The sequence below is a fragment of the uncultured Methylibium sp. genome, from assembly GCF_902826655.1.
Taxonomy (GTDB): domain Bacteria; phylum Pseudomonadota; class Gammaproteobacteria; order Burkholderiales; family Burkholderiaceae_C; genus Methylibium.
The window spans coordinates 158,143-181,311 of sequence record NZ_CADEFR010000002.1 but is presented as its reverse complement, the minus strand read 5'-3'; the positions used below and the strand labels follow the sequence as shown (position 1 = coordinate 181,311).

24 protein-coding genes are annotated in these 23,169 nt (G+C 68.0%); 4 read left to right on the top strand and 20 right to left on the bottom strand.

Annotated features, from left to right (window positions below):
* Positions 1-11 precede the first annotated feature (11 nt).
* The 20 genes from traF (QZV97_RS01940) to QZV97_RS01845 all read right to left on the bottom strand — a co-directional run bounded on the left by traF (QZV97_RS01940) (position 12) and on the right by QZV97_RS01845 (position 16,672).
* Positions 12-848: a conjugal transfer protein TraF gene (gene traF / locus QZV97_RS01940; RefSeq protein WP_295637633.1), complete on the bottom strand. Its 837-nt coding sequence runs from the start codon at positions 846-848 to the stop codon at positions 12-14.
* 29 nt (positions 849-877) lie between these two features.
* Positions 878-1,219: a hypothetical protein gene (locus QZV97_RS01935; protein WP_295637479.1), complete on the bottom strand. Its 342-nt coding sequence runs from the start codon at positions 1,217-1,219 to the stop codon at positions 878-880.
* 41 nt (positions 1,220-1,260) lie between these two features.
* Complete coding sequence (gene traN, locus QZV97_RS01930; RefSeq protein ID WP_295637476.1) at positions 1,261-3,654, bottom strand: type-F conjugative transfer system mating-pair stabilization protein TraN; 2,394 nt, start codon at positions 3,652-3,654, stop codon at positions 1,261-1,263.
* Positions 3,655-3,658: 4 nt separating this feature from the next.
* On the bottom strand, positions 3,659-4,249 hold the full coding sequence (trbC, locus tag QZV97_RS01925) for a type-F conjugative transfer system pilin assembly protein TrbC (protein ID WP_295637472.1): 591 nt from the start codon (positions 4,247-4,249) through the stop codon (positions 3,659-3,661).
* A 40-nt stretch (positions 4,250-4,289) separates the two neighbouring features.
* Positions 4,290-5,276, bottom strand: a complete 987-nt coding sequence (locus QZV97_RS01920; RefSeq protein ID WP_295637630.1) for a TraU family protein — start codon at positions 5,274-5,276, stop codon at positions 4,290-4,292.
* A 32-nt stretch (positions 5,277-5,308) separates the two neighbouring features.
* Positions 5,309-5,938: a type-F conjugative transfer system protein TraW gene (gene traW, locus QZV97_RS01915; protein WP_295637469.1), complete on the bottom strand. Its 630-nt coding sequence runs from the start codon at positions 5,936-5,938 to the stop codon at positions 5,309-5,311.
* A complete protein-coding gene (locus tag QZV97_RS01910) occupies positions 5,935-6,186 on the bottom strand; it encodes a hypothetical protein (RefSeq protein WP_295637466.1) in 252 nt (83 codons plus the stop codon). Before QZV97_RS01910 ends, traW begins: the two co-directional genes overlap by 4 nt.
* Before the next feature lie 135 nt (positions 6,187-6,321).
* The gene (gene traF / locus QZV97_RS01905) at positions 6,322-6,873 is read right to left on the bottom strand and encodes a conjugative transfer signal peptidase TraF (protein ID WP_295637463.1); all 552 of its coding nucleotides are present in this window, start codon (positions 6,871-6,873) and stop codon (positions 6,322-6,324) included.
* On the bottom strand, positions 6,870-7,199 hold the full coding sequence (locus tag QZV97_RS01900) for a hypothetical protein (protein WP_295637460.1): 330 nt from the start codon (positions 7,197-7,199) through the stop codon (positions 6,870-6,872). The genes traF (QZV97_RS01905) and QZV97_RS01900 overlap by 4 nt, the downstream gene beginning before the upstream one ends.
* 35 nt (positions 7,200-7,234) lie before the next feature.
* Entirely contained in the window at positions 7,235-9,787 is a 2,553-nt protein-coding gene (gene traC, locus QZV97_RS01895; protein ID WP_295637457.1) for a type IV secretion system protein TraC, read from the bottom strand.
* Between the two features lie 7 nt (positions 9,788-9,794).
* Positions 9,795-10,385, bottom strand: coding sequence for a TraV family lipoprotein (locus QZV97_RS01890; protein WP_295637454.1), 591 nt, complete (start codon positions 10,383-10,385; stop codon positions 9,795-9,797).
* Positions 10,382-11,137 (bottom strand): DsbC family protein, encoded by a 756-nt coding sequence (locus QZV97_RS01885; RefSeq protein ID WP_295637451.1) that lies wholly within the window; start codon positions 11,135-11,137, stop codon positions 10,382-10,384. Before QZV97_RS01885 ends, QZV97_RS01890 begins: the two co-directional genes overlap by 4 nt.
* A gap of 43 nt (positions 11,138-11,180) precedes the next feature.
* Entirely contained in the window at positions 11,181-12,533 is a 1,353-nt protein-coding gene (locus QZV97_RS01880; protein WP_295637448.1) for a TraB/VirB10 family protein, read from the bottom strand.
* The gene (locus QZV97_RS01875) at positions 12,530-13,381 is read right to left on the bottom strand and encodes a type-F conjugative transfer system secretin TraK (protein ID WP_295637445.1); all 852 of its coding nucleotides are present in this window, start codon (positions 13,379-13,381) and stop codon (positions 12,530-12,532) included. The genes QZV97_RS01880 and QZV97_RS01875 overlap by 4 nt, the downstream gene beginning before the upstream one ends.
* Complete coding sequence (traE, locus tag QZV97_RS01870; RefSeq protein WP_295637442.1) at positions 13,368-13,934, bottom strand: type IV conjugative transfer system protein TraE; 567 nt, start codon at positions 13,932-13,934, stop codon at positions 13,368-13,370. The genes QZV97_RS01875 and traE overlap by 14 nt, the downstream gene beginning before the upstream one ends.
* Before the next feature lie 19 nt (positions 13,935-13,953).
* Positions 13,954-14,253: a type IV conjugative transfer system protein TraL gene (gene traL, locus QZV97_RS01865; protein ID WP_112184186.1), complete on the bottom strand. Its 300-nt coding sequence runs from the start codon at positions 14,251-14,253 to the stop codon at positions 13,954-13,956.
* A 40-nt stretch (positions 14,254-14,293) separates the two neighbouring features.
* Positions 14,294-14,650, bottom strand: a complete 357-nt coding sequence (locus QZV97_RS01860) for a hypothetical protein (protein WP_295637437.1) — start codon at positions 14,648-14,650, stop codon at positions 14,294-14,296.
* Positions 14,651-14,797: 147 nt separating this feature from the next.
* Positions 14,798-15,508 carry an OmpA family protein gene (locus QZV97_RS01855; RefSeq protein WP_295637435.1) on the bottom strand — a complete coding sequence of 237 codons (711 nt, stop codon included), beginning with the start codon at positions 15,506-15,508 and terminating at the stop codon, positions 14,798-14,800.
* The gene (locus QZV97_RS01850; protein WP_295637432.1) at positions 15,505-16,029 is read right to left on the bottom strand and encodes a lytic transglycosylase domain-containing protein; all 525 of its coding nucleotides are present in this window, start codon (positions 16,027-16,029) and stop codon (positions 15,505-15,507) included. Before QZV97_RS01850 ends, QZV97_RS01855 begins: the two co-directional genes overlap by 4 nt.
* Positions 16,030-16,177: 148 nt before the next feature.
* Entirely contained in the window at positions 16,178-16,672 is a 495-nt protein-coding gene (locus tag QZV97_RS01845) for a hypothetical protein (protein WP_295637429.1), read from the bottom strand.
* Between the two features lie 326 nt (positions 16,673-16,998).
* Between QZV97_RS01845 and QZV97_RS01840 the strand changes: the two genes are divergently transcribed.
* From QZV97_RS01840 to QZV97_RS01825, 4 genes are read left to right on the top strand one after another with little or no spacing between them, the layout of a single operon-like run.
* Positions 16,999-19,959, top strand: a complete 2,961-nt coding sequence (locus tag QZV97_RS01840; protein WP_366558875.1) for an SNF2-related protein — start codon at positions 16,999-17,001, stop codon at positions 19,957-19,959.
* Positions 19,956-20,555: a hypothetical protein gene (locus tag QZV97_RS01835; RefSeq protein ID WP_295637425.1), complete on the top strand. Its 600-nt coding sequence runs from the start codon at positions 19,956-19,958 to the stop codon at positions 20,553-20,555. The genes QZV97_RS01840 and QZV97_RS01835 overlap by 4 nt, the downstream gene beginning before the upstream one ends.
* Positions 20,545-21,498 carry a Kiwa anti-phage protein KwaB-like domain-containing protein gene (locus QZV97_RS01830; RefSeq protein WP_295637422.1) on the top strand — a complete coding sequence of 318 codons (954 nt, stop codon included), beginning with the start codon at positions 20,545-20,547 and terminating at the stop codon, positions 21,496-21,498. The genes QZV97_RS01835 and QZV97_RS01830 overlap by 11 nt, the downstream gene beginning before the upstream one ends.
* Positions 21,495-23,168, top strand: coding sequence for a site-specific DNA-methyltransferase (locus tag QZV97_RS01825; protein ID WP_295637419.1), 1,674 nt, complete (start codon positions 21,495-21,497; stop codon positions 23,166-23,168). Before QZV97_RS01830 ends, QZV97_RS01825 begins: the two co-directional genes overlap by 4 nt.
* Position 23,169 lies beyond the last annotated feature (1 nt).

Below are 23,169 nucleotides of genomic sequence, written 5' to 3'. Positions count from 1 at the left end.
AGCGAAAGGAGTCAGGGCATCCCGAGCTGACGCACGGCACTGGGCACCATGGCCTCGAAGCCGGGTGCCGCGGCGGCCGAGATGCGCTCGAGCAGTTGCGACTCGGACAGCACACCGAAGCCGATCGGCACGATGCGGCCGGTGAAGGGCTGCGCCAGGTAGACGGCGGGCACCTGGGTCACGCGAAGCGCGGTGGCCGCACCGTTGTCGCGGCGCGCTGACGCGAAAGCCGGCAGCGTGCCGCCGTCCAGGCTGACGGCTTCGACGCGGATGCCGTGGCGCCCCTGAAATGCTTCGAGCGTCGGCGCGAAAGCATGGCAGTAGGGGCAGTCGCCGCGGAAGAAGAACAGCAGCACATGGTCGCGACCCAGCTCGGCGATCGAGCGCGAGCGTTCGCCCAGTTGCCGGGCTTCGAAGACTTCCAGCGCCTTGGCGTTGACCGGGCGGCCCTGCAGCGAAGGATCGAGCTCGGGCGTGGTCCAGGCGACCCGTTGCGCCACGTCGGCGAAGGTCGAGGCCTGGGCGACGACCTTGGCCTCCAGCTCCATGTAGCGCCGCACGTTGGCCTCGGTGGGCCGCATGACCGCGATGCCGCGAAGATCCTCGACCCGCTGGCGCAGGCGTTCGAGTTCCACGAGTTCGGGCGGCCGGGTGTGTCGGAGTGGACCGCGCGCCGTGACAGGTGGAGTCGAGGGCTTTGGCGGAACGGATCGAGGTGGCTCGGCTTCGGGCACCGGTTCTTCGTAGAAGTGCCACCCGCGCCAAGTGTCACCCCAGAAGCGGGGTGAATCGTTCTCGGCCCCGCTTGCTGCCGATGAAGCACATGCGCCGGCAAGCACGAGCAACATCAGGCGGTGGGTGCCATGCATCGCGCACCTCAGGACAGCGAGCGCGGCGGCAGGCCGTCGCGGCAGTAGTTGATGCCGAAGTCGATGGTCCGCCGGCGAGGACCCGGCCCTCCGGGAAGCTGCACGCCGTCCTGCCAGAAGCTCACCTTCAGGCGCCGGCAGCCCGGCTGCGCATAGCGGCGCTCCGTGCTGACGTCGATGTAGACCGGCGAGGTGGCCTTGAAGCGCGCCGTGATGGCATCCGCCATCGGTCCCGACAGCACGCCGTGTGCACGCCCATCCGCCGCGTCGATGGCCGCCAGCAGCAGCGGGCGCGCGTCGGGTACCGCGAGGCGTTCCTGGGCCGTGGCCACGGACGAGAAGACGGCCATGGCAAGCCCCAGCGGCAATGCCCGACGGACGTGCTGGCGGCTCATTGGCACCTCCCCTGGCCGTAGTAGCAGGTCGGGATGCGCCCGCTGCTCTGGCCCTGCAGCGTGGCCACGTTGGGCAGGGTTGGCACCAGCGAGGCGTAGAACTCGCTCAGGTCCATCGCCGCGAAGTCCAGGGACTGCAACTGCGCGATCGTGAAGCCCGAGCAGTCCGGGTTCCGCGCGCTGCCCCAGCCCTTGCCGACCTGCGTTCGTCCCTGCTCGTTGACGATGCGGGCCAGCATGCTGTTGAAGCAGCACTTGCGCGTGGTGTGCGTGATGCACGAGACGCAGGAGCCGAGGACGCGGATGCAGGACGAGCAGTAGGTGCCGACGGAGTGGCAGAGCCCGGCGCCTTCCTTCATCGCCAGCTTGCCTTCCTCCTCGTCGCAGGACATCGCCGACATCACGACGTAGATGACCACCGCGATAGCAAGGCTCCACGGATCGAAGGCGACCACCAAGCTGTCGCCGGCGTAGAGCACCGCCGAGCCGGCGGGCAGCGCCGCGCCATTGACCGCCACGGTGACGCCGTAGGTGGTGAAGGTGCCGCTGAAACCGCCCCCGAGCAGCAAGGCCTGCATGCCCTGGTAGATGAACTGCCTGTTCTCCGCGTTCATCAGCACGTCGTAGACCAGCCTCGAGCCCACGCCGAACAGGCTCTGGTTGGTCATGCCGGCGCCGGCGCTGTCGGCGTAGCAGCAGTTGTTCAGCAGCCGGTCACGGCAGCGGTTCTCCTCGCCCTTGAACACCTGCATGCGGTCGGTGTCGAGGTAGACGCCGGCTTCGCGCGCGGCCTCGAGCATCGACATGCTGCGCGCGAAGTCGGCGTCGTTCGCGTGGCTGATGTCGTAGCAGTTGCCCTGCAGGCAGAAGACGTTCGACGGGCAGTTGCTGGCACTTGTTACCGTCTGCGCCGGCACCGGGCAGCTGTAGCTGTCCTCGTACACCTCGCAGGCGCTGGTGACGGAATTGCTGCGCCGGCAGACCGAGCCCGAGGGCGTGCAGCCGGCGGCGGCCAGCGGTCCGCACTGGCTGGCCGGCGCCGTGCCGCTGCAGTTCATCGTGCTCTCGTACTGCCAGCAGTCGCGGGTCACCGATGCCCCGTCGATCACCTTGGTCGCCGGGCCGTCGGCGCACACAGCCGCGGTCTGCACGGTGCAGCGGCTGCCGTCGGCGACGGCGAGGCATTGGTCGTCCCAGCGGTCAGTTTCGGCGAGGGTGGTGCGGGGTCGGGTGTACGACATCCGCATCGTCGGGATCGGACCGTAGGCCGGGTTCGGGTCCCAGCCGACGACCGTGCGCTCGCTGTCGAGGTTCCAGTAGTAGCCGGGCAGGCTGCCCGTCACGTCGTAGCCGGTCAGCGCCGTAGCGCCGCCGGCCGGCGCATAGCAGCGCGTGCTGTCGAGCGCCGTCGTCGTGCAGCCGTTGTCGCCCTGGCAGATGGTGTCCTGGACCAGGTCGCCGCTTTGCGTACCAGCCGGGCAGGCCGCGTAGCGCCTCAGGAAGGGCTCGACGCTGGTGCAGCTGTAGCCAGAGTCGCCGCCGCCGGTGCAGATATCGGCCCGCTCGGCGGCGATCATGGCCGTCAGTGCGCAGGCGTCGCCGGTGCAGGCCTTGTCGGCAACCCAGACGCCGGTGCGGATCTCCGTGCCGGTGCTCCAGGAGTAGCTCGTGCCCAGCACCGCGACCATCTGCGGGAACACCACCGGTGTCGTCATGTCGACGTCGAAGAAAGCCAGCGGCGATGCGTCCTGCGTGACGCGGAAGTGCTGCGCCGTCTCCGGGCGATCGGGCAGGCATTGCACGTCCACGCCGGTGCGGCCCGCGCCGGCGTGGGCGAACCAGTCACCGGGCGTGCAGTTGGTGCTGCGCTCAATGCCAACCGTGAGGCTGCGTGTGCAGCGGTAGCTGCCGATGCCTTCGTAGCGCAGGCAGCTGCGGGTCTGCGTGCCGGCGGGGACGGATGTTGTCGTGGTCGTGCAGCCGCTGTAGTACGACGCCAGGTTCTCGAGCACGCTGGACGGCGCACGGGCAATACCATGTGCCGCGGACACCGAGGGGTCGCCGGGACCGATGGCCGGCCGTGGCAGGTTCGCTGACCCCATAGCGCCACGCTGCGCGTGGCACACCGGATCGTTCGGCAACGTGGCGCAGAGTGACAGACGCGCGCTTCCCTGCGACGACAGGTTGGGCTGCCGGTAGTACGCGGACTCGGGCGGCGTGGCGGTGTATCCCGGCACGACGCTGGTGGCGCTGGGCGCGTTGACGGTGGCTCGGGCGGCCGGGTTGGCGGCCTGGCCTGCCGCGACACCTTCCTCGTGCGGGCCGGCTGGCGCCGTCACCGGGGTCACAGCTACGCAGAACGCGGTGAAGCAGGCGATCAGCTTGCGCATGGCGTCACTCCCGGCGGCCGAGGCGGGTCAGGAAACGGTCGGCGTCCTTCGCGAAGGTCGGCGCCGAACGCTGGAAGTGGGCCAGCGCATAGTCCAGGCTGACGTCGCCAGTCGCCATGACGTGCTCGTCGGACCGCGTACATTGGTCGCCGCTGCAGGCGGTGTTCGGTTTGCCGCCTCGGGTGAGCACGAACGACGGCACGCGCTGGATCGCATAGCGATCGAAGGCCCGCGGATCGATTTGCACGGCCACCGGACGTGTGCCGATCAGTTGCTGGATGCGCGCAGCGGTGCGTGGCAGCGAACCTTCGGACAGTCCGCGCAGCAGCAACTGCGCCCGAGCACGCGCGGCCTGGTCTACAAGGCGCGCCAACGTGGCTTCGGGCATGGACAGGCTGATGAAAACGATCAGACGCGGCTCGTCGGCGCCTGGCAGCGCGGGCGCGCCTGTCGCGCTGGCGAATCCCCGCGCCAGCGCCTCCAGGTCCAACGGAACCTGCGTGGCCGGTGCGGGCAGGGCATCGATCCGCGGCATCACTTTGGAGGGAGGTAGACCGACGGGGGCTTGCGCGCGCACCGCCTCGGCAGCGAACAAGAGCCCGGCCGCGGCCACGCGTGCGGCGAGGCGAGGGAATTCAGTAGCCCACACAGCAGTTCCTCTTGCGGAACAACATGAAGGCGAAGTCCTCGCCGCGCACCGGGTACTCCTTGCCGGCGCCCCAGACGATGGTGCTGCGGCCGAAGGGCTGGCAGCAACGCCCACCGTCCTTGGCGGTGTTCGCCACCGGGTAGGTCAGCTGGGTCTTGTAGGCGGTCTTGTCCATCGCCGGCAGGAAGTAGGGGCCGCAGAGCCCGGCTCTCCCGTGCCAGCCCCAGGCCAACAGTTCGCGGTGCATCTTGGCGGTCAGGCGCTGGGCGATCAGCGCCGCCGTGCGCACGCCGCCCAGGTGGTAAGGCACGTGGCCGTCGAGCGGATAGAGGCCGCCCTGGCAGCCGGCACACCAGAACAGCTCGGGCATGCCGAAGCCGACGGTCGCCGCGACGCAGTCGGCCGCGCAGGCCGCCACCGCCACCGGATTGGCGAACAGCACCGCCTCCGGGTTGAGGATGAGTGTCAGTTCGTCGTCGTTCCACAGCGGGTCGACTTCGGTGAGGTACGCGAGATCGAACGAGCCGCGTTCCAGGCACGGAAAATCCGTCACGACCTCCAGCCAGTACAGCACCGGGTTCATGTAGAAGTGCGCCTGGTAGAAGCTGCCGCCGTCACCGTCGCCCTCGGGCCGCGTGAAGCGCGCGGCAGTCGGCGCATCGATGCCGGGATCCAGGTCGACGCCGCCGAGCGACGCCAGACAGAAGGGCTTGCGCACGGCCTCGACATGGCGGGCGGGCTCCCAGAAGCCGATCGACAGGCCGACCGTCGGGTTCACGCCGCAACTGCAGACGGGGCTGGAAGGATTGGCGATGTCTTCCTGCCCGTCGAGGTTGGCCAGCGTGGTACCGCCCAGCGTGATCGGCAGGATGCAGCTCCAGCAGATATCGGTGATGGGGTTCGGGAACCGGCCGGTGCAGGTCAGGCTGTCGCCGGCCAGCCCGGGGCCGGTTGCTAGTGCGGCGGCCAGCATCGCGGCGCAGGCACGCAGGTATCGGCCGATGTTCATGGCAGCCCCAGTTCGTCGATGCGCAGGCGCAGTCCGTCCTGCGAGACCAGGGCCGGCACCTGGCGGATGCCGAAGCGGCGCGTGAGGGTGCCGGACTGGTCGTAGTACACGGGCACGCGCCAGGCCTTCATCAGGTCGAGGTAGGAGCCTCCCGTCAGGATCGGCTTGATGCGGCCCGCGAAGCGACCGCTCAGCTCGCGCGCGTGTTTCACCTGCCGCGGATCGCGGGCGTCGAAGAACAGCAGGTGGCGCGACAGCGACACGACCTCGAGCGGGTTCTTGCGCGTGCCGGCGGCGAACATCAGGCGGCCTTGCGGGTCGGTGATGTTGCGGTCGAGCGTGAAGCTCGGATCGACGTAGAAGGTGCGCGGGCGCTCGGTGGTCCGCAGGCCTTCGACCGGCGGCGGCTGGCGCACGGTGTCGATGCCGCGCGCCCGTGCCGCCTCCGCGAGCCGCTGCAACTCGCCGCTGCGTTCTTTCTCGCGCAGCCGCTGCTCGATGAAGGCCAGCAGGTGCGGCTCGGCGATCTCGTAGGTCGGACCGATGGCGCCGAGATCGACTGCGCTGGCCTTGCCACAGACGATCAACAAGGCCGCAACCAGCAACGACGTGGTGGCCCGGCTCATCGCGCCCCCCGCGTGCAATCGATCTGGGCCGTGAGGCTGGCGAGCGCCGCGGCGTCGCGCAGATGGCTCGCTCGGATCATGCCCATCAGCACCGGGTTGCCGTCTACCACCGCCATCGCCACGCGCAGTTCCGCGGTCGTCAACGAACGGCCGCAGCGCTGCAACCAGGCCTGCTGGTACGCACGCGCACCGTCATGAGCGGCCGGCGCGATGCGCGCCAGCAGTGCCAGGTAGTCCTCGATCGGCATCTCGCCGGTCCCGGGAGTACCTGGCTGTGCGGGTGAGGTTTGAGCGCGTACAGAACCGAGTCCAGCCGCTGCGAGAGCGAACACGGCCAACAGGGTGGCGGCAAGGTGTCGAGCGTGTTGCATCGCCGTGCCTCGTCAGAACAGAGGGATCACGGTGCCGAGCACTTGGTCCGCGCGCACGAGGCCGCTGGCCCGGTAGCGCGAGTCGAAGGAATCCGGACTGGTGCCCTGCACGTAGTAGTGGCCGGCTGGAATCACGGCGGCAAGGATCGGCTCGAGCGCTTGCCGGTCGTGGGTGTGGGTCTTGGCCCGGCCGACGATCTCGCCGTTGATCGCGACGGCGCGGCCTTCCACTGTGATGCGGTCACCGGGCAGGCCGCGCACGATCTTGAAGAATGGCTGGCCACGCAGACCCGGATAGCGCGCCTGGGCTTCGCCGTCGAAGGCGAACACCACGTAGTCGCCGCGCTTGAGCGCGTTCGGGCCGTACTGCAGCAGCGCCACCCGGCAGGGCAGGCTCGGTGTCCAGTTGAAGAGCACCGGCAGCCGCGGCGTGGGGTCGATGAACAGGCGCGTGTAGGCGAAGCCCCAGATCGCAAAGACTGGCAGGTACAGGTACCAGCGCTGGCGCAGGTGGGCGCCGAAATCGCGGGCGCCGATGCGGAGGCGGTCGATGCGCCGGGTCATGGCGCCTCCACCTTGCGGCGCAGATGCGCCGTCAGGTCGACGGTCCGCGGCGCGGGCGCCGCGACAGCGGTCTTCAGCACGACGAGGCAGCCGCAGTCGCGCGGTAGTTCCTCCAGCGCCAGCGGCAGGCGCTGCGCGAAGCTGCGCGCCATGCGCATCGCCTGTTCGCGCTCGCCGTCGCTCGCGGCGCGCGTGAGGATCAGCGTGAACTCGGCTTCCTTCTGCCGGTAGACCTCGGCGACATCGACCACGCCGATCAGCTGCGCCGGTCGGACTACGACGCGGTCGTAGGCGGCCAGCGTGCCGAGCACGATCGCGCAGGCCATGCCCGCGTTCAGCAGAAGCGACTTCGCGCCAGGGCTCACGACACATGCCCCCGGCGACGCAGCAGTTCCGCGATCGCCTCGTCGATCGACAGGCCCTGTGCGCGCAGTTCGTCGATTGGTGCGTTGTCTTCGAGCTTGTTCGAGAACAGCAGGTGAGTCGCCGGATCGAGGATGTTGCGCGCCACGCCCTCGCCGACGGGCGACGAGATGTAGACCTCCGAGAACACACCGGGCTCGGTGCGCAGCGAATTCAGCAGCCGCTTCTTCGGCTCGTCCATCGACAGCCGCCCCTGGCGGTCGAGCATCTCAATGGACTCGGGTTTCTGGCGCAGCAGGAACACCCAGTCCGAGCAGTTGAAGGCCGCTTCCATCTGCGCCGAGCCGTAGTAGTCGTCGGCGCTCTGCGTCGCGGTGCCGAGCGAGCCGCCGTACTTGCGGGCGCGCCGCGCGGCCTCTTCGACGACGGCGGCCTTGACCGGATCGTCGGCGCCGATGTCGCCCAGCTGCTGCTTCAACTCGTCGATGAAGAGCACCTTGCGCCGGTTGCGCGTCAGGTACATCTCGCCGGTGATCTGGTGCAGCAGCAGGATGTTGACCACCGCGTGCAGGTCGGGCCGGCGCTTCAGCTCCTCGTTCTCGATGACGACGAAGTCGTTCTCGAAGTCGATGCTGTTGCGGCCCTCGAAGAAGCGCTCGTACTGCCCGCCCCGTGCATAGGGGTTAAGCATGATCGCCAGGTCCTTGATGCGCGGATCCTCGCGCACGCCCAGTTCCTCGATCGTTCCGGCCTTGAAGGCGTCGCGCAGCGCGGTGACGGTCAGCTCGTTGCCGTGCGCGCGGAACAGCTTGAGCACCATCGCCGAGATGGCCTTGTACTGAACTTCGTCCAGTGGCCGCGACATCGAGGCCATCTTCGAGATGGCCGGCACCAGCATGTCGATGTCTTCGTTGATGTCGACGATGTGGGTGAAGGGGTTCAGACAGATGGCGACATCGGGCTTGAACTCGATGTAGGTGCCCTTGGCCTTGCGGCACAGCTTCTCGAACGAACGTCCGAGGTCCAGCATCCAGACCTTGGCGTCGATGGCGCGGTAGGACCAGGCCATCTCGTTCATCAGCACCGACTTTCCCGAGCCCGGCGCGCCGATGATCGCGAAGTTGTAGTTGCCGAGGTCGTTGTCGAAGATGTCCAGCGTCATCAGCTGGCCGCGCCGGCCGCCGAAGACCAGGGCCGGCGTGCGCGTGCCGCGCCACTCGGCGATCAGCGGCGCCAGGTGGATGGCATTGGCCATCGTCTTGCGCGACACGCGGCGCATCTTGGCCAGGTCGCGGTGAAAGCGCTCGGACAGCGTCATCGGCAGGCTGGCCAGCAGCGCCTGTCGGTGCATGTAGACATCCGCGTTGAGCTGGAAGCCGCGGCCGCGCCAGATCGCGTTTGCGGTCTCCTGCGCGGCGACTGACTTGCCGGGTGGCGAGAAGATCGCGAGCTGGTGGTACAGGCTCACCAGGTTGCTGCCGACGTCGATCGCGTTGGCCGCCGCGGTCCAGTCCTGCAGCTTCTTGCCCACGTCGGGCATCACCTCGGCCATCTTGCTGCGTGCGTTCTGCGTCGCGCGCACATGGTTGGCCGTGACCACTGACTTGGTGACGTTCGGGTCGAGCACGTGTACGCCCATCGTCAGCAGGAAGGGTGCGCTGTACTGCAGCGCGGGCTGCATCAGGTCGCCGATCAGAGAGCCCATCTGCCAGAGTGCGAAGCGCTCGGGAAAGGACTTGATTGAATAGAAGCGGGCTTCGAGCCGGTGCTCGCTGCCTTCCTTCCACAGGGTCAGGCCGCCGGGCTGCGGATCCTGGATGGTGTCGAAGTCGACGATCTGGTCGCGGATCTCGCGGCCGTCGTCGTAGTGCAGGTTCGGAGCGTCAGCCTGCGAGATGCGGTCCGGGTTGGTGAACAGCGCGCACCAGTTGATCAGGTCGGCAGCGTCGCACACGCGGTTCGGCAGCGAGGCCGAGCGCAGCGTCGAAGCCATCGACTCGCGCAGCGCCACCAGTTCGTCGCGGCGGTTGAGCTGACCGGCATCGCCGGGCAATGCCACGCTCATCATCAGCCGGAAGTCGCGGATCGTGTAGTGGAAGCCCGACGTCAGCGACCGCTGGGCGCCGCCCAGCAGATGGCCGACGCGCTGGCGTGCCAGACGGTGGAAGAGGTTGTCGTTGCGCGCTGGCCGGCCCCAGTGCTTGGCCTTCTCGGCCTGATCGCTGTCCTCGACGCGCAGGTTGGCATAGCGGCACAACTGCTCGCGGATGTGCGGCGAGGCGAACAGGTGGAACTGAACCCCGGTGCCGGGCGGGCAAGTCGCGTAGAGCGACACCAGCACCTCGGCCATGCGTTCGTCGGCACCGGACTGCGGCATCAGCTCGAGCAGGAAGCCGAGGCCGTCGCGATTGACGAACAGCTTCTCGTCGGCCAGGTAGGCCGAGTAGGGCAGCCAGGCGGCGAACTGTTCGGCGGGCGAGTCGGCCTCCGCGCCGAAGGGCAGCCAGTCCGCGAGGCCGGCGCGTTCGACATGGGGCAGGCGGGCGTTCATCGCGGCCTCAGTCGGGGTTGTCGCCAGTGGCAGGCGCGGCGGGCCGCAGGCCAGGGATCAACTGGTCGAGACCGGGCGGACGCTGCACACCCGTGGCGGGCGCTCGGGGTGCGGGGTCCGCGGCTGCGCGTCCGGCGGGTGCACGCACGGGTGCGTAGGCTTCGCGGATCGCCCGCTGGGCGTGGTCGACGAGCCAACGGCCGCCGTCGACCTGCACGTACACATAGCCCTGGTCGTAGAGATCGCGGTCGGCGTCCTCCCAGGGCTTGAACCAAAGCCGCAGGATGCGCGGTGCGGAGCGCAACGGGAGCACCTGCGCGGCGTCGGCCGGTGCGTTGCGCGCGGTCGGTGTGCTTGCTGCCGCCGCAGGGGGTGTCAAGTCGGGCGTAGCGGCCGGCGTCGCGCGAGCCCGCTGTGCTGGCAGGTTGTTCGCTACCGCGTTGGCATAGGTTCCGGACACGGACTGGCAGGTGACGCCGTCCGGAGCCTTGCAGGCATAGCTGGAGTTGCCGCTCAGGCCGGACAGGCTCATGCAGCCCGCGAGCGACACCGCGCTGCCGAGCGCGGCCGCAAGGCGGCCGATGTGGTGCGCGTTCATGGCCTGGCCTCTGGCGAAGTGCGCGCCAGACGGTCCTCGATCACCGGCCGGGTGACGAAACCTTCGGTGCGCGTCCCGTCTGCCCAGAACAGGGTCGGCGTTCCGTTGACGCCCAACTGGCGGGCGAGTGCGAGGTTGCGGTCGACCGGGTGCTCGCAGGAGGACGCTGATGCCGCAGCTGGCGCAACGCCGTCGTGCATCGCCTGTCGCCATGCCTGTGCGCGATCTGGCGCGCACCAGATCGCGACGGGTCGCGCCATGCCCTGGAAGGGCAGAAGGAAGGTGTGGATCGTGACGTCATCGAGGCCATCGAGTTCGGGTTCGAGCCGGCGGCAAAAGCTGCAGCCGGGGTCGCTGAAGACCGCGAGCTGGCGGCGGCCGTTGCCGCGCACCGTCGTGATCGCGTCCGCGACGGGCAGCGAGCCGAAAGCGATGGTTGCCGCCGAAGGGGACTCGGTCGCCGCCGGTTCGGCGCGGGCAGCGGCCAGCAGGCGCGGCCCGGTCAGGTCGGTCATCGTGCGCGTGTCGAAGAGGCGACCGAAGATGAAGTAGCGCGGGTCGCGGGCGGCGACGAAGGCCACGTTGCCGTTCATCCAGACCTCGTAGACGCCGGGCACGGGCGAACGCGCGACCTCGGTGAAGCGCGTGCCGGGATGGGCCTTGCGTAGTGAGGCGAGCAGTCGGGCCTCGTCGTCACTCGGGCCAGCCGCCACGGCTGCAGGCAGCGGCGACAGCAGCGCGAAGCTCAGCATTGCGAGTGTTGCGGGCCGGGCCAGCGGCCTGCGGCGGAGCGGGTCAGTAGGAGCCATCGTCGTCGGCCTCCGGGCTGCGGGTGGTTGAAGGCGGGTTCGCTCCGGAGCGCTGCTCGGCGCCGGACGGGGGCAGGTCGATGCGCACGCCCTTGGTGATCACGACGTCGATCTCGCGGCCGGCATCGACCTCGATCACCGGAAAGGTGTTCTCGGCGAGCTTGATGTAGTACTGCGCCAGCCGGTCGAGCGCGCGCCCGACGCCGGTGCCCAGGCCGGCGCGGTAGGCATCGGCGCCCGAGGCGGTGGCAATCGTGCCCAGCGCCGACGTGCTATAGCTGGTTGACGAGGTGGCCAGCCCCTGGCCGATGCCGCTGACCACGCCGGCCAGCAGCGCGTTGGCCAGCATCTGCCCCTGCTTGGTGACCAGACGGCCGCGCATGCCGACCTTGCCGTCTTCGCCGTACACGCTGCCCTGGATGCGAACCTCCAGCGCCGCGCCATCGGCACGTACGCAGGAAAGGTTCTCGGTGCGCAGGTAAGCGCGTTCGGAGCTGATGTCGCCATAGCCCGCCGCGATCACGAAACAGTCGCGGTACTCGCCGCGGAAGCGGTTGGGCAGCACCGAGTTGTCCGAGAGGCGGATCAGCACCGGGTGGGGATTCGATTGCGACTGGCCGCCGGTGGGCGCGTCCAGGCCGCCGAGCAGCGTGCCGCGCGTGAAGCTCACGGGCAGGAAGGTCGACACCGTGCGTGCGTCCGCGGTCGCAGGAGGCTGCGCGCTGGTGGCAGCGCGATCGGCCACCGCGATGCGCATCAGGACCGGCGCGGCCGGTGCCTGAAGAGGCAGCGCCGAAGAGAGCGGTGCCGGCGGGACGCCGGGCGGCATCGCCGGTACCGCCCCTGCAGCCGGCCCGCGTGGCGCAGGGGGCGGCGGAGGCAGGGCCGAAGGCGGCGGCAGCGGCGGTGCTGCCGCAGCCGGACTCGGAACGGGCGCCGGCACGGGCGGCTGCACCGCCTGCGTGGTCGCGGTCAACCGCTGCTCGAGTTCGGCGAAGCGCTGCATCGTGCGCGCCTCGAAGGCCTGGCGATCCTTGTTCAGCCGGCCCTGCTCCTCGCGCTCGCTCTCGTACTGCGCGAGCTTGCTGCCGGCCGTGCCGACCCACTGATCCACCGGGTTGACCTGCTGGCCGGGCGGCATCACGCCGATGTTGGTGACCGGGCCGGGCGTGCCGCCGCTGGCCTTGCCTGCCTGGCCCGAGGGCGCGCTTTCGGCGAAAGCGAAGACCAGCCACAGCAGGCCGACGCCGCCCAGCAGGATCGCGCCGAGCATGGCGTATTGGCGCTGCCGGGGCGTTAGGCGCTCGACGAGCGAGCGCATCGGTACGGGCAGGTTCATCGTTCGCCTCCGCGGCGGATCACGTAGACGCTGGTGCTCTCGCCGGGCCGCAGCTGGTGGTGCTCGACCGCGACACCCAGCACCTGGCCGCCGGCCTTGCTGTCGGGGCGGTCGAACTCCTGTTCGGCGAGCACCATCACGGCCGCGCCGATGTTCTGCAGCAGGTACTTCTCGCCGCTCAGGCCGCGGCCTTCGTAGCGGCGCATCAGCGCGAAGCGCACCTCGGCCCACAGTTGCACCGGCTGGTTGAGTTCGTCCACACGCAGGTCCGGTGGCACGCGGTCCGACGCCATCGCCACCAGCAGCGCTTTCATGGCGCGCACGTGGTGCGCCGACGTACTCGACGGGCCAGCCGCGGCGGGAGGGGCGCTGCGGTCGCGGATCAGGATGGTGTCGGCCGGCGTGTCGGCCCGGCGCAGGATCAGCGTGTAGGTGGCGTGCGCCGACGAGATGAACAGGTTGACCGGCTTGGCCGCGGCGGCGCTGCCATCGCTGGCGGTGGCGACGGGCCGCACGTAGATCTCGCCCTTGTCGCGGTCGCACTCGACGACGATCTCGCCGGCGGGGTTGACCACCGGTGAGAGTGGTGCCACCGGTGAGCCGGGCGAGCCGGACGTACCAGCGGGCATGCCGCCGCAAGAGCTGGAGTGGATGTTGCCGAAGACATCGGTGATCGGCGCACCCTCGATGCGGATGCGCGTCGGCTCCTTGATCGAGAGGATCGCTTCCACCGCCACACCGTCGCGCGCTTCGACGATCTGCAGCGCGTGGCTTGCGGGAGTGCAGACCAGCGCGATCAGCGCAGCCGAGACGTGTCTCCGCGCGCCCGTGAGACTACGAGGCGGCATGGGGAAGCTCCTTGAAGGTCTTGAGATGCACGCGGCCGCCGGCGTAGCTGAACTCCACGAGGTAGGCCTTCAGGTCGTTCGCGGTTTCGACGCCGTTGACCAGCGTGCGCAGCCGGCCGCGCACCACCACCGACTGGCCTTCCTCGCTGGGCACCAGCTGCTGCGGCGCGAACGCAGTGCTGGCGTTGATGCGCTTGAGCCGCGCCGCCTCGAGCTCCTGCCGGGTCTTCAGACCGCCGTGCTGTTCGGGCTCGACGTAGCCGAGCAGGATGTCTTTCTTCCAGTCGATGGATGCGGGTGTCACGTCGAGCACCAACCAGGCGACGAAGCTGCCCATCTGTTCCAGGTACTCGCCGCTGGCCTTGTCGCGCGTGACCCAGAACGACTTGTTGATCGACGGCGGCACGACCACCGTGCGCACGGCACCCAGCAGGTTCAGCACCACGGCCAGCGCCAGCAGATGGCCGGCCGCTAGCAGGCCGACGGCCGCGCCGAGCGTGCGGTTGCGGCACCGCAGTTCCTTCAGGTCGCCGCTGAGCCGTTCGAAGTCCATGGTGGGCGCGCTCCGGCTGTCAGCCGACCATGCGGCGGATGTGCGAGGGCGGGGTCGCGCGCATCGCGGTCAGCGGGCTGGTCGGCAGGTGCCAGTAGAGCCAGTGGATCGCGAAGGCCGGGTGCTTGTCGGCCTTGATGCGGGCGATCCAGCGCGAGGTGAACAGCCCGGCGGCGAAGCACAGCGCGAACGAGAGCTTCGAGCCCGACATGTAGCCCATGAACAGGCCCAGCAGCGCGGGCGCGGCGACGTCGACATCCCAGAAGCCGATCTTCCACTGGTCGTCGAGGCGCCGCGGGATGTAGGTGTCGGCGTGCATGGAGCCTCCGGGCGGTGCGTGCAGGGCGGGCCGCGGCGGCTCAAACAACCGCGCCCATGATCGCGCCGGCGATCACCAGGCCGACGGCGGCGAAGATCGCCAGGCCGACGTAGAACAGCACCGGCCCGAAGTTGCGCAGAGCCGCCAGCGAGATCAGCGCGACGACGAAGCCCACGAAGCCGACCAGCGCCTTGATGCCGGGGCCGAGGCTGGCGATGGCGGTGAGCGCGGAAGTCAGCGGGCCGGTGATGCCGGTGAAGGCGACCAGGTCCAGCGCATGGCCGGGGAAGGCGATGCCCAGGCCGAGTGCGATCAGGCACAGCAGGGCAGCGATGGTCCACGGCCGGCGTGCTGCGCGGCGGGTGAGCGGGGGAACGGCAAGGGTGGTGGTGGTCATGGAAACCTCATCGGTTGAGCGTGGAAAGAGGAACGCGGGTTGGCGGATGACGTGCTGGCTTGGGCGTGCGGGCGCCGGCCGGCGGTGCCCGGCAGCTGGACCAGCGCCACGCGGGCCGGACTGCGCCGCAGGAGCGCACCCTCGGGCTCACAACGCGCCTCCGTCACGTTCGAAGATGACCTCGACACGCCGGTTGGCTGCCCGGCCCGAAGCGCTGTCGTTGGCGGCGGCGTAGCAGCACGCACCTTGCGACTGCACGCGCACTTCGGCGGCAGCCAGCACGTGCGAGTGGCGCGCCGTCAGGTAGCGCTGCACCGCCTCGGCGCGGGCCTGCGCCAGAGCCTGATTCGATGCAGCGGGCCCGACGCTGTCGGTACGCCCTGCGATCAACACACGGCGAACTGGCAGCGGCTGTGCGGCCGCGAGGTCAAGTGCATCGCGGCCCGCGACATCGAGGTCCGAGCGACCGAAGCCGAAGTGCACGACAACGCGCAGCGGCGGCGGGTCTTCGATCACCTCGGACGGCGCAGCTTGAGGTGACGTGCGCGAAGCCGTCGGCGTCAGCGGCAACGCATCTTGCGCGATGGGCACGCGCGCAGGCGTCGGCACCACGGCGACGGGCGTTGACGCGGGCGCGGGGAGTGACTTGGCGCTTGGCCGGGGGCAGGCCGGCGGCTGGCACATCGCGAAGCGGGCGTCGCGACCGAAGCCGGACTGCGCGATGCGTGCTGCGCCCATGCCAGCCGCCGCAGTTGCCGGTGACATCGAGGGATTGGGTCCAGCCAGTTCCATCGAACCGCAGGCGGCCACGCCAAGCGCAATCCACGCCAGCAGCGAGCTAATGGCGGGGCGCTTCACGGCCTGACCCCCGCGGCCGCCGGCAGCTTGCGGAAGACCAGCCAGGCGTAGCGCGACCGGGCTTCGACGCACCGTGAGCCCTTCAGCTGCGAGCAGGCGGCGTTGTAGGCTCCAACCCCGTTCCACGTCGCGCCATGACGCGAGAACGTGTCCGCGAGCAGCCAGGCGCCGACCTGAATGTTGGTGCAGGGGTCGAACAGGTGCGCTTCTGCGATGCCGTGGCGGGCCAGCCGCGGCAGGTGCGAGCTGTTGATCTGCATGAGGCCGATGTCGTAGGAGCCGGTGCGCGCGACGTGGGACCGGTTGACTGCGCGCGGATTGAGGTTCGACTCGACGCGGGCGATCGCATAGAGCAGTTCGGCGGCGACGCCGTAGCGCTGCGCCGCCTGTTCCCAGCAGGCCCGCGCCGGCAGGGCTCCGAGCGCCACGAACCCGAGCGCAGCCCACTGCACGACACGCGCCAAAGCCGGCCGCGAGGCGGACGAGGCGCAAGGCAGCGGGGTGGGCAGAGTGGCGGACATCACAGCTCCGAAGACAGGTCGGCACGCTCGCTGGCCAGCAGGCCGCGAGGCAAGGCTGGCGATGCCAGCGAGGGTCGGGTTCGGGTGGGCCGGCTTCGGGGCCGGCACGGTGTTCAGCGAGTCGGCGCGTTCGCGCGCGAGGACCGCATCACCCGGGGCGTGGCAGTCGCCATCGGGACGAGCGATCGGCCATGTTCAGCCGGGCCTGGCGCAGCACGCGCGTGTCGGCGTCGTCGATCTGGCGGGCGAGGGCCACACAGGCGGTGGTCAGCTGGTCGAGCTGGAACTTGGGGTTCGGGTGCCGGTTGGCCGGCGAGCGCTGCACGGCCTGCAGCAGCTCGTACTGCGGACGCCACATCGACTCGCGCCGGCGCGGCGTGTTCGGTGCGCGCAACACGAGGTGGGTGCCGAGGAAGCCGAAGATGCGACCGGGCGCGTCGTCCGCCTCGAAGACCAGCGACACGCAGGCGCTGATCAGGTCCGGGAAGCGGAAGGTGGGCGACGTGTTGTCGTCACTGCGTAGCAGGCCATACAGCCACTCGTGCTCGTCGAGGAAAAGCCGCGTCTCGACGGTGTCTGCGTGCTCGCCGGGCGAACTGCCGTGGGCACCGGCGTCGGGGGCGTTGTGCGAAGCGGAGATCATGGGCGCATCCCTGGGTCATCGACTGAGGGCGGTGCTCTTTGGAGCGGGTGACCGGAAGGGTAGGCGGCACGTCCGCGCGGAGCGGCCCGGAATGCAGCCAATGAGAGGGGGGTTTCGGCACTGAAAGCCCGCACCCTGCAAGGCCGGTCGTTCTTCAGCGCGGCGCGACCCGCAATGCCGCACGGCTGATGTTTTATACAGTATGCTGCTTCGGTCCATTCAGTCGGCAGCAGACGCCGCGGCATGGTCGATCGACACCTCGATGTTGTTGACGATCTGGTGCTGACGGCCCAGCGCCGACAATCAAACTGGAAACACCTGACGCCATGACCTACAGCCCCCATCAACTCGCCTATTTCGCGCATCGGCTCACGCTGCGCGGCGCGGCGGGCTCGATGGATCGCATGGCGGGCGCGCTCTTCGACGCCCAGGTCGATCTGAATCCGCACCAGGTGGACGCTGCGCTTTTTGCCGCCGGCAACCCTTTGTCCAAGGGCGTGATCCTGGCTGACGAAGTGGGCCTTGGAAAGACCATCGAGGCGGGCCTGTTGCTGGCACAGCGGTGGGCCGAGCGCCGACGCCGGCTGCTGATCATTGCCCCCGCAAACCTGCGCAAGCAGTGGCACCAGGAACTGGCCGACAAGTTCGCCTTGCCGGCCGTGATCCTGGAGTCCCGCTCATTCCGCCTGGCCTTGAAGGAAGGTTGCACCAACCCGTTCGATGTCGCGGCAGGCCGTGATGGCAACGGCCCGGGCGCCGCGAGCATCGTCATCTGCTCCTACCAGTTCGCGGCAGGCAAGGCGCGCGAGCTGGCCGCGGTGCCTTGGGACCTGGTGGTCATTGACGAAGCGCACCGGCTGCGCAACGTCTACAAGCCTGAAAACAAGACTGCCAACCTGTTGCGCGATGCACTCGCGGCATCGCGCAAGGTTCTGCTCACGGCCACACCGCTGCAGAACACGCTGCTGGAACTGTACGGGCTCGTCAGCTTCATCGACGACCGCGTGTTCGGTGATCTGGACAGCTTCCGCCAACAGTTCGGCGCGTTGCGGGACGAAGCCAGCTTCGCAGCGCTGAAGCACCGCATCGGGCCGGTCTGCAAACGCACCCTGCGCCGGCAGGTCGAGGCCTATGTCAAGTACACGCGGCGCATTCCGCTGCTCGAGGAATTCAAGCCCGGCGCCGACGAGGTGCGCCTGTACGAACTGGTCTCCGAGTACCTGCAGCGTGACCGCCTCTACGCCCTGCCCAACGCTCAGCGGCAGCTCATCACCCTGGTGTTGCGCAAGCTGCTGGCATCCAGTTCATTCGCCATTGGCGGGGCGCTCGACACCCTCATCCGCCGGCTGCAGGAATCTCTGCACGACCAGCTGGCGGCACCGCAGTCCGAGACCCTGAGCGAAGCGCTCGACGCCGACTACGAAAGCCTGGACGAGACAGCCGACGAAACAGCAGCCTCTGAAGCGGCAGAAGATGCCGGCATCGCAGCCGAACGTGCCAAGACGGTTCAGGAGCGCGCCGCCGTCCAAGCCGAGATTGCCGATCTCGAAGGGTTTCGCGACCTGGCCTTGTCGATCACCGACAACGCCAAGGGCCAGGCCTTGCTGAAAGCGCTCGACGTGGCCTTCGGCCGGCTGAAAGAGCTGGGCGCAGCGCAGAAGGCCATCATCTTCACCGAGTCGCGCCGGACACAGGACTACCTGCTTGCCCTGTTGGGGCAAACCGAACACGCCGTCGGGGTGGTGCTCTTCAACGGCAGCAACAGCGACCCGCTGGCGCGCCGCCTGCATGCCGAGTGGGTGGAGCAGCACCGCGGCACCAGCCGCATCACCGGCTCGCGTGCAGCAGACACCCGCGCTGCACTGGTGGACCACTTCCGCGACAACGGCAAGATCATGATCGCCACCGAGGCGGGCGCCGAGGGCATCAACCTGCAGTTCTGCTCGCTGGTCATCAACTACGACCTGCCGTGGAACCCGCAACGCATCGAGCAACGCATCGGCCGCTGCCACCGCTACGGCCAGAAGCACGACGTGGTGGTGGTGAACTTCGTCAACCGCGACAACGAAGCCGACCGCCGTGTCTTCCAGCTGCTGGACCAGAAGTTCAAGCTCTTCGACGGCGTGTTCGGCGCCAGCGACGAGGTGCTCGGTGCGCTGGAGTCAGGCGTGGACTTCGAACGCCGCATCGCCGACATCTACCAGAACTGCCGCCACCCCAACGAGATTCACACCGCATTCGAGCAGTTGCAGCTGGACCTGGCCGGCGAGATCAGCGATGCGATGCTCGGCGCGCGGCGCGCGCTGCTGGAGAACTTCGACGAAGAGGTGCAGGAGCGCCTGAAGGTGGCCCAGGCCGACGCGACGGCGGCGTTGGGTCGCATGGAACGGCTGCTGATGCGCCTGACCCGCGGCATGCTCGGCAGCCACGCGCAGTTCGACCCGGAGGGCAACGGGTTCACCTTGCACGCCTTGCCGGGCCAGCCGGTGGGCGATGCAAGCCAGTCGGGCATCGCTGGCACCGAGGCAGCAATCCCGCTCGGGCGCTATGAATTGCCGCGCCGCAGCGAAGAAGCCCATGTCTACCGCCTGCAGCATCCGCTGGCACAGCACCTGATCGACCTTGCCAAGCGGGCCTCCCTGTTGCCGCGGCGCCTTCAGCTGGACTACGCGGCCTACAACGCCAAGGTGTCGGTGCTGGAATCGCTGCGTGGTGAGCAGGGGCACTGCGTGGTGCAGTGCCTGCGTGTGGAGTCCCTGGGCAGCGCCGAAGAGCACCTTCTGGTGGCCGCCACGGTTGGCGGCACGGTGCTGGAACCGGATGTCGCAGATCGGCTCCTGGCGCTGCCCGGCGCGGCCGAACCGTGCCTGTCCCAGGACTCCACCCTCACTGAAGCACTGACGGCCGAACTGTCGCGCCAGCAGGCCCAGGTCCTGGGGGCCGTGGAGGCGCGCAACCTGAAGCTCTTCACGGCCGAGACCGAAAAACTGGACGCCTGGGCCGACGACCAGCGCGCCAGCCTCGAGCAACAACTGGCTGACCTGCAGCGGCGCATCAAGGAGGTGCGCACGCGCAGCAAGGGCGCGGCGACGCTGGCGGAAAAGCTGGCCGTGCAGCGTGAGCAGCGCGACCTGGAGGCGGCCCGCGACAGGCGCCGCCGTGAACTGTTTGCGCGGCAGGACGAAATCCAGGCCAAACGCGACGGGCTCATCGACGCACTGGAACTGCAGCTCGAGCAACAGGTGAGCACCCAGACACTGCTGCGCTGCGAGTGGGCCATGCAATGAGCACGCCGGATCCGTCGCTGCGGCTGCGCCCCTGGGTGGCGTTGGTGGTGTTCATCAGTGCCTATGCGCCGCTGCTGCTGATCTTGGCCATCAAAGACCTGGACGTCAGCGGCAACCTGCCGGTGCCCAAGAACCCCTGGTGGTTCGGCGGGCTTCTGGTGATGGCGGTCTTGAGTTGCGTGGTGGTATTGCGAACCATGAGCAGCGTTCGCGAGGGCCTGCAGGTGCAGGTGAGCAAGGCCGCCAACAAGTCGGGCGAGATGTTCGGCTACACCATTCCCTATGTGCTTTCCGTGGTGCGCATCGACCTCGCCGACTGGCCCACCGTGGCCAGCCTGTTGATCTTCATGGGCATGATGTTCGTGATTGCCTACCGCACGCAGACGGTGCTGGTCAACCCCGTGCTGGCGATGGCGGGCTACATGCTGATCGACGCCACCTTCAAACGCGGCACCACGGAATTGCAGGCGATGGTGATCACGCGCATTCCGTTGAAAATAGGTGGCACATACACGTTCGAGCGGCTGGCCCATTACCTTTATGTGGCGGCCGAGCCCGAAACCGCAGGTGAGGCAGGGAGTGAGCATGAGCGGTAAAGAAGCCCAACGGCTCAAGAAGCTGAAGGCGACAGACCTGGCGCCTTGGGCCACCAGCTTCTGGGTGGTGCACCGCAAGCCGGCGCAGGCCCCGTTTGTCTACAACGTGCTGCGGGTCAGCATCGACAAGAAGCTGGAGCGGCGGCTGAAGCGCTACGTGAAGGCGCAGGTGCAGGACCGGGAGTTCCGCCTGGAGCCCTACGATTTCAGCAACGCCGACCCCGGCGAATCACTGCTGACCCTGGATGCCGACACCACCGACTTCACGAAGGTTCGTGACGCCATCGGCCAGGGCTTCGACAACCCGCGCGCCAAGAGCCACGCCGAGTTGCTGGGCTCGTTTGCCTACGTGGTGCTGTTCGAGAAGGACGGCGAACACCTCTACGCGTGGAGCAAGATCAACACGCTGAACAGCCCGCGCAAGGCTGTCAGGACCAAGACGCTGTACTTCCAGGATCAGAAGCTCGTCGATGTCGAAGACGAAGAGGTCTTCATGATCGACCCGCGCTTCGATTTCTTCGTCTTCGCGGGCACCACCTTCATCGCCAGCAAGTCGGCCTTCGAGTCGTCGATGAACTTCCGCGAGGGCATGAAGGCCAAGAGCCGCGAACTGTTGGAAGAGTTCGCGTCGATGGCATTTCTGAGCGACGTGGAACCCATCCGGGCCTACGTAGGCGAGAACCAGCACCACCTGCGCAAGCTGGCGGCGATCAAGAACGCCGGCTATTACAGCAGCCCCACCTACATCGAGCGCCTGATGCGCGTGTGTCGCGATGAGGGCTGGAACCTCAAGATCGAAGGCGGCAAGATCGTCGTCGAAGAAGAAACCATGGACCTGTTGCTGAAACTGCTGAACAACGACCGCCTGCGCTCGCCCATCAACGACGAGGTGTTCGATTCATCGGCCAAGAAGGCCGTCTCCCAGCCGGGCGCCGGCGCATGAGCCAAAAGCAGCGGCTGGAACTGACCTGGATCGGCAAGGACGCGCGCCCGAAGCTGGAGCCGCGTGTTCTGCTCGAAGACCCGGCCCGCAGCCACCACGCTGCGCAGCGGGTGACCGACCACGACATCTTCGACAACCGCCTGATCTTCGGCGACAACCTGCTGGCGCTCAAAGCCTTGGAGCAGGAGTTCGCTGGCCAGGTGAAGTGCGTATTCATCGACCCTCCGTACAACACCGGAAGTGCTTTCACGCACTATGACGACGGCTTGGAGCACTCGATATGGCTCGGCCTCATGCGTGATCGGTTGGAGATCATCAAGCGACTCATGTCGGATGATGGTTCACTATGGATCACTATTGACGACAACGAAGCGCACTACTTGCGAGTCCTGTGCGACGAAGTCTTCGGTCGCAAGACCTTTGTTGCCAATTGCGTTTGGCAGAAGCGTTATGCGCGCGACAACAACTCCGCATTCGGAAACGCGCACGACCATATCCTTGTCTACGCGCGTGATGTCGAACGATTCAAGGCAACTCGAAATCGCCTCGACCTAGATGCCAAGACAAAGGCACCGTACCGCAACCCGAACAACGATCCAAGAGGAGCATGGCAATCGATCTCGTTCACAGGTGCTGGCTTTCGCCCGAACCAGATGTACAAGATCGTCGGCCCGAGCGGGCGGGAGCACTTTCCGCCCGAGGGGCGACACTGGGCAACTCTAGAAGCAGAGTACCTGCGCCTGCGAAAGGAGGGTCGTTTCTGGTTTGGCCAAGATGGCGATGGCGTGCCGCGCTTTATTCGCTACCTGTCTGAGGTCGACGGCTTGGTGCCGTCGACATGGTGGCCGCACGAGGAGGTTGGCCACAACGACGAGGCAAAGAAAGAGATTCACGAGATTTTCGGCCGCGAGAATGCATTCGATACGCCAAAGCCGGAGAGGCTGATTCACCGAATTCTTCATATCGCCAGCAACCCCGGCGATTTGGTTCTCGACTCCTTTGCCGGCTCCGGCACAACCGGCGCCGTCGCCCACAAGATGGGCCGCCGCTGGATCATGGTGGAACTGGGCGAGCACTGCCACACCCACATCATCCCGCGGCTGAAGAAGGTGATCGACGGCGATGACGCGGGCGGCGTCACCGAGAGCACCGGCTGGAAGGGCGGCGGAGGTTTCCGTTACTACCGCCTGGCGCCAAGCCTGTTGCAGCAGGATCGCTTCGGCCAGTGGGTGATCAACCGCGAATACAACGCCGAGATGCTGGCAGCGGCCGTGGCCAAGCTCGAGGGCTTCACCTACGCGCCGAGCGCCGATGCCTACTGGCAGCACGGCCACAGCACCGAGACCGATTTCATCTACGTCACGACGCAGACACTCAGTGCCGAGGCCTTGCAGGCCTTGTCCGATGAGGTCGGCCCGAAGCGCACGCTGCTGGTGTGTTGCGGCGCATTCCGCTTGAGTGCCGAGGCCATCGCCAACCGCTTCCCGAACCTGACGGTGAAGAAGATTCCGAAGATGGTGCTGCAGAAGTGCGAGTGGGGGCACGACGACTACAGCCTGAACGTCGAGAACCTGCCGCAGGCTCGCCAGGAAGCCGGCCGGCCTGCCGGCGCACGGGCCGGCAAGGTGGATGCGCGGCAGACCGGCCTGTTCGACCCGGCCGACAGCTGAC

What these genes read in the sequence shown, in the direction of transcription:
- QZV97_RS01920 (WP_295637630.1), bottom strand. Translation starts at nt 5,276, where the DNA reads ATGCTGGCCGCCGCACTAGCAACCGGCCCCGGGCTGGCCGGCGACAGC.
- QZV97_RS01825 (WP_295637419.1), top strand. Translation starts at nt 21,495, where the DNA reads ATGAGCCAAAAGCAGCGGCTGGAACTGACCTGGATCGGCAAGGACGCG.
- traC (WP_295637457.1), bottom strand. Translation starts at nt 9,787, where the DNA reads ATGAACGCCCGCCTGCCCCATGTCGAACGCGCCGGCCTCGCGGACTGG.
- QZV97_RS01835 (WP_295637425.1), top strand. Translation starts at nt 19,956, where the DNA reads ATGAGCACGCCGGATCCGTCGCTGCGGCTGCGCCCCTGGGTGGCGTTG.
- traE (WP_295637442.1), bottom strand. Translation starts at nt 13,934, where the DNA reads ATGGACTTCGAACGGCTCAGCGGCGACCTGAAGGAACTGCGGTGCCGC.
- traN (WP_295637476.1), bottom strand. Translation starts at nt 3,654, where the DNA reads ATGCGCAAGCTGATCGCCTGCTTCACCGCGTTCTGCGTAGCTGTGACC.
- traW (WP_295637469.1), bottom strand. Translation starts at nt 5,938, where the DNA reads ATGAGCCGGGCCACCACGTCGTTGCTGGTTGCGGCCTTGTTGATCGTC.
- QZV97_RS01860 (WP_295637437.1), bottom strand. Translation starts at nt 14,650, where the DNA reads ATGACCACCACCACCCTTGCCGTTCCCCCGCTCACCCGCCGCGCAGCA.
- QZV97_RS01845 (WP_295637429.1), bottom strand. Translation starts at nt 16,672, where the DNA reads ATGATCTCCGCTTCGCACAACGCCCCCGACGCCGGTGCCCACGGCAGT.
- QZV97_RS01880 (WP_295637448.1), bottom strand. Translation starts at nt 12,533, where the DNA reads ATGAACCTGCCCGTACCGATGCGCTCGCTCGTCGAGCGCCTAACGCCC.
- QZV97_RS01910 (WP_295637466.1), bottom strand. Translation starts at nt 6,186, where the DNA reads ATGCCGATCGAGGACTACCTGGCACTGCTGGCGCGCATCGCGCCGGCC.
- QZV97_RS01900 (WP_295637460.1), bottom strand. Translation starts at nt 7,199, where the DNA reads ATGGCCTGCGCGATCGTGCTCGGCACGCTGGCCGCCTACGACCGCGTC.
- QZV97_RS01850 (WP_295637432.1), bottom strand. Translation starts at nt 16,029, where the DNA reads ATGTCCGCCACTCTGCCCACCCCGCTGCCTTGCGCCTCGTCCGCCTCG.
- QZV97_RS01830 (WP_295637422.1), top strand. Translation starts at nt 20,545, where the DNA reads ATGAGCGGTAAAGAAGCCCAACGGCTCAAGAAGCTGAAGGCGACAGAC.
- QZV97_RS01890 (WP_295637454.1), bottom strand. Translation starts at nt 10,385, where the DNA reads ATGAACGCGCACCACATCGGCCGCCTTGCGGCCGCGCTCGGCAGCGCG.
- QZV97_RS01875 (WP_295637445.1), bottom strand. Translation starts at nt 13,381, where the DNA reads ATGCCGCCTCGTAGTCTCACGGGCGCGCGGAGACACGTCTCGGCTGCG.
- traL (WP_112184186.1), bottom strand. Translation starts at nt 14,253, where the DNA reads ATGCACGCCGACACCTACATCCCGCGGCGCCTCGACGACCAGTGGAAG.
- traF (WP_295637633.1), bottom strand. Translation starts at nt 848, where the DNA reads ATGTTGCTCGTGCTTGCCGGCGCATGTGCTTCATCGGCAGCAAGCGGG.
- traF (WP_295637463.1), bottom strand. Translation starts at nt 6,873, where the DNA reads ATGACCCGGCGCATCGACCGCCTCCGCATCGGCGCCCGCGATTTCGGC.
- QZV97_RS01885 (WP_295637451.1), bottom strand. Translation starts at nt 11,137, where the DNA reads ATGCTGAGCTTCGCGCTGCTGTCGCCGCTGCCTGCAGCCGTGGCGGCT.
- QZV97_RS01935 (WP_295637479.1), bottom strand. Translation starts at nt 1,219, where the DNA reads ATGGCCGTCTTCTCGTCCGTGGCCACGGCCCAGGAACGCCTCGCGGTA.
- QZV97_RS01840 (WP_366558875.1), top strand. Translation starts at nt 16,999, where the DNA reads ATGACCTACAGCCCCCATCAACTCGCCTATTTCGCGCATCGGCTCACG.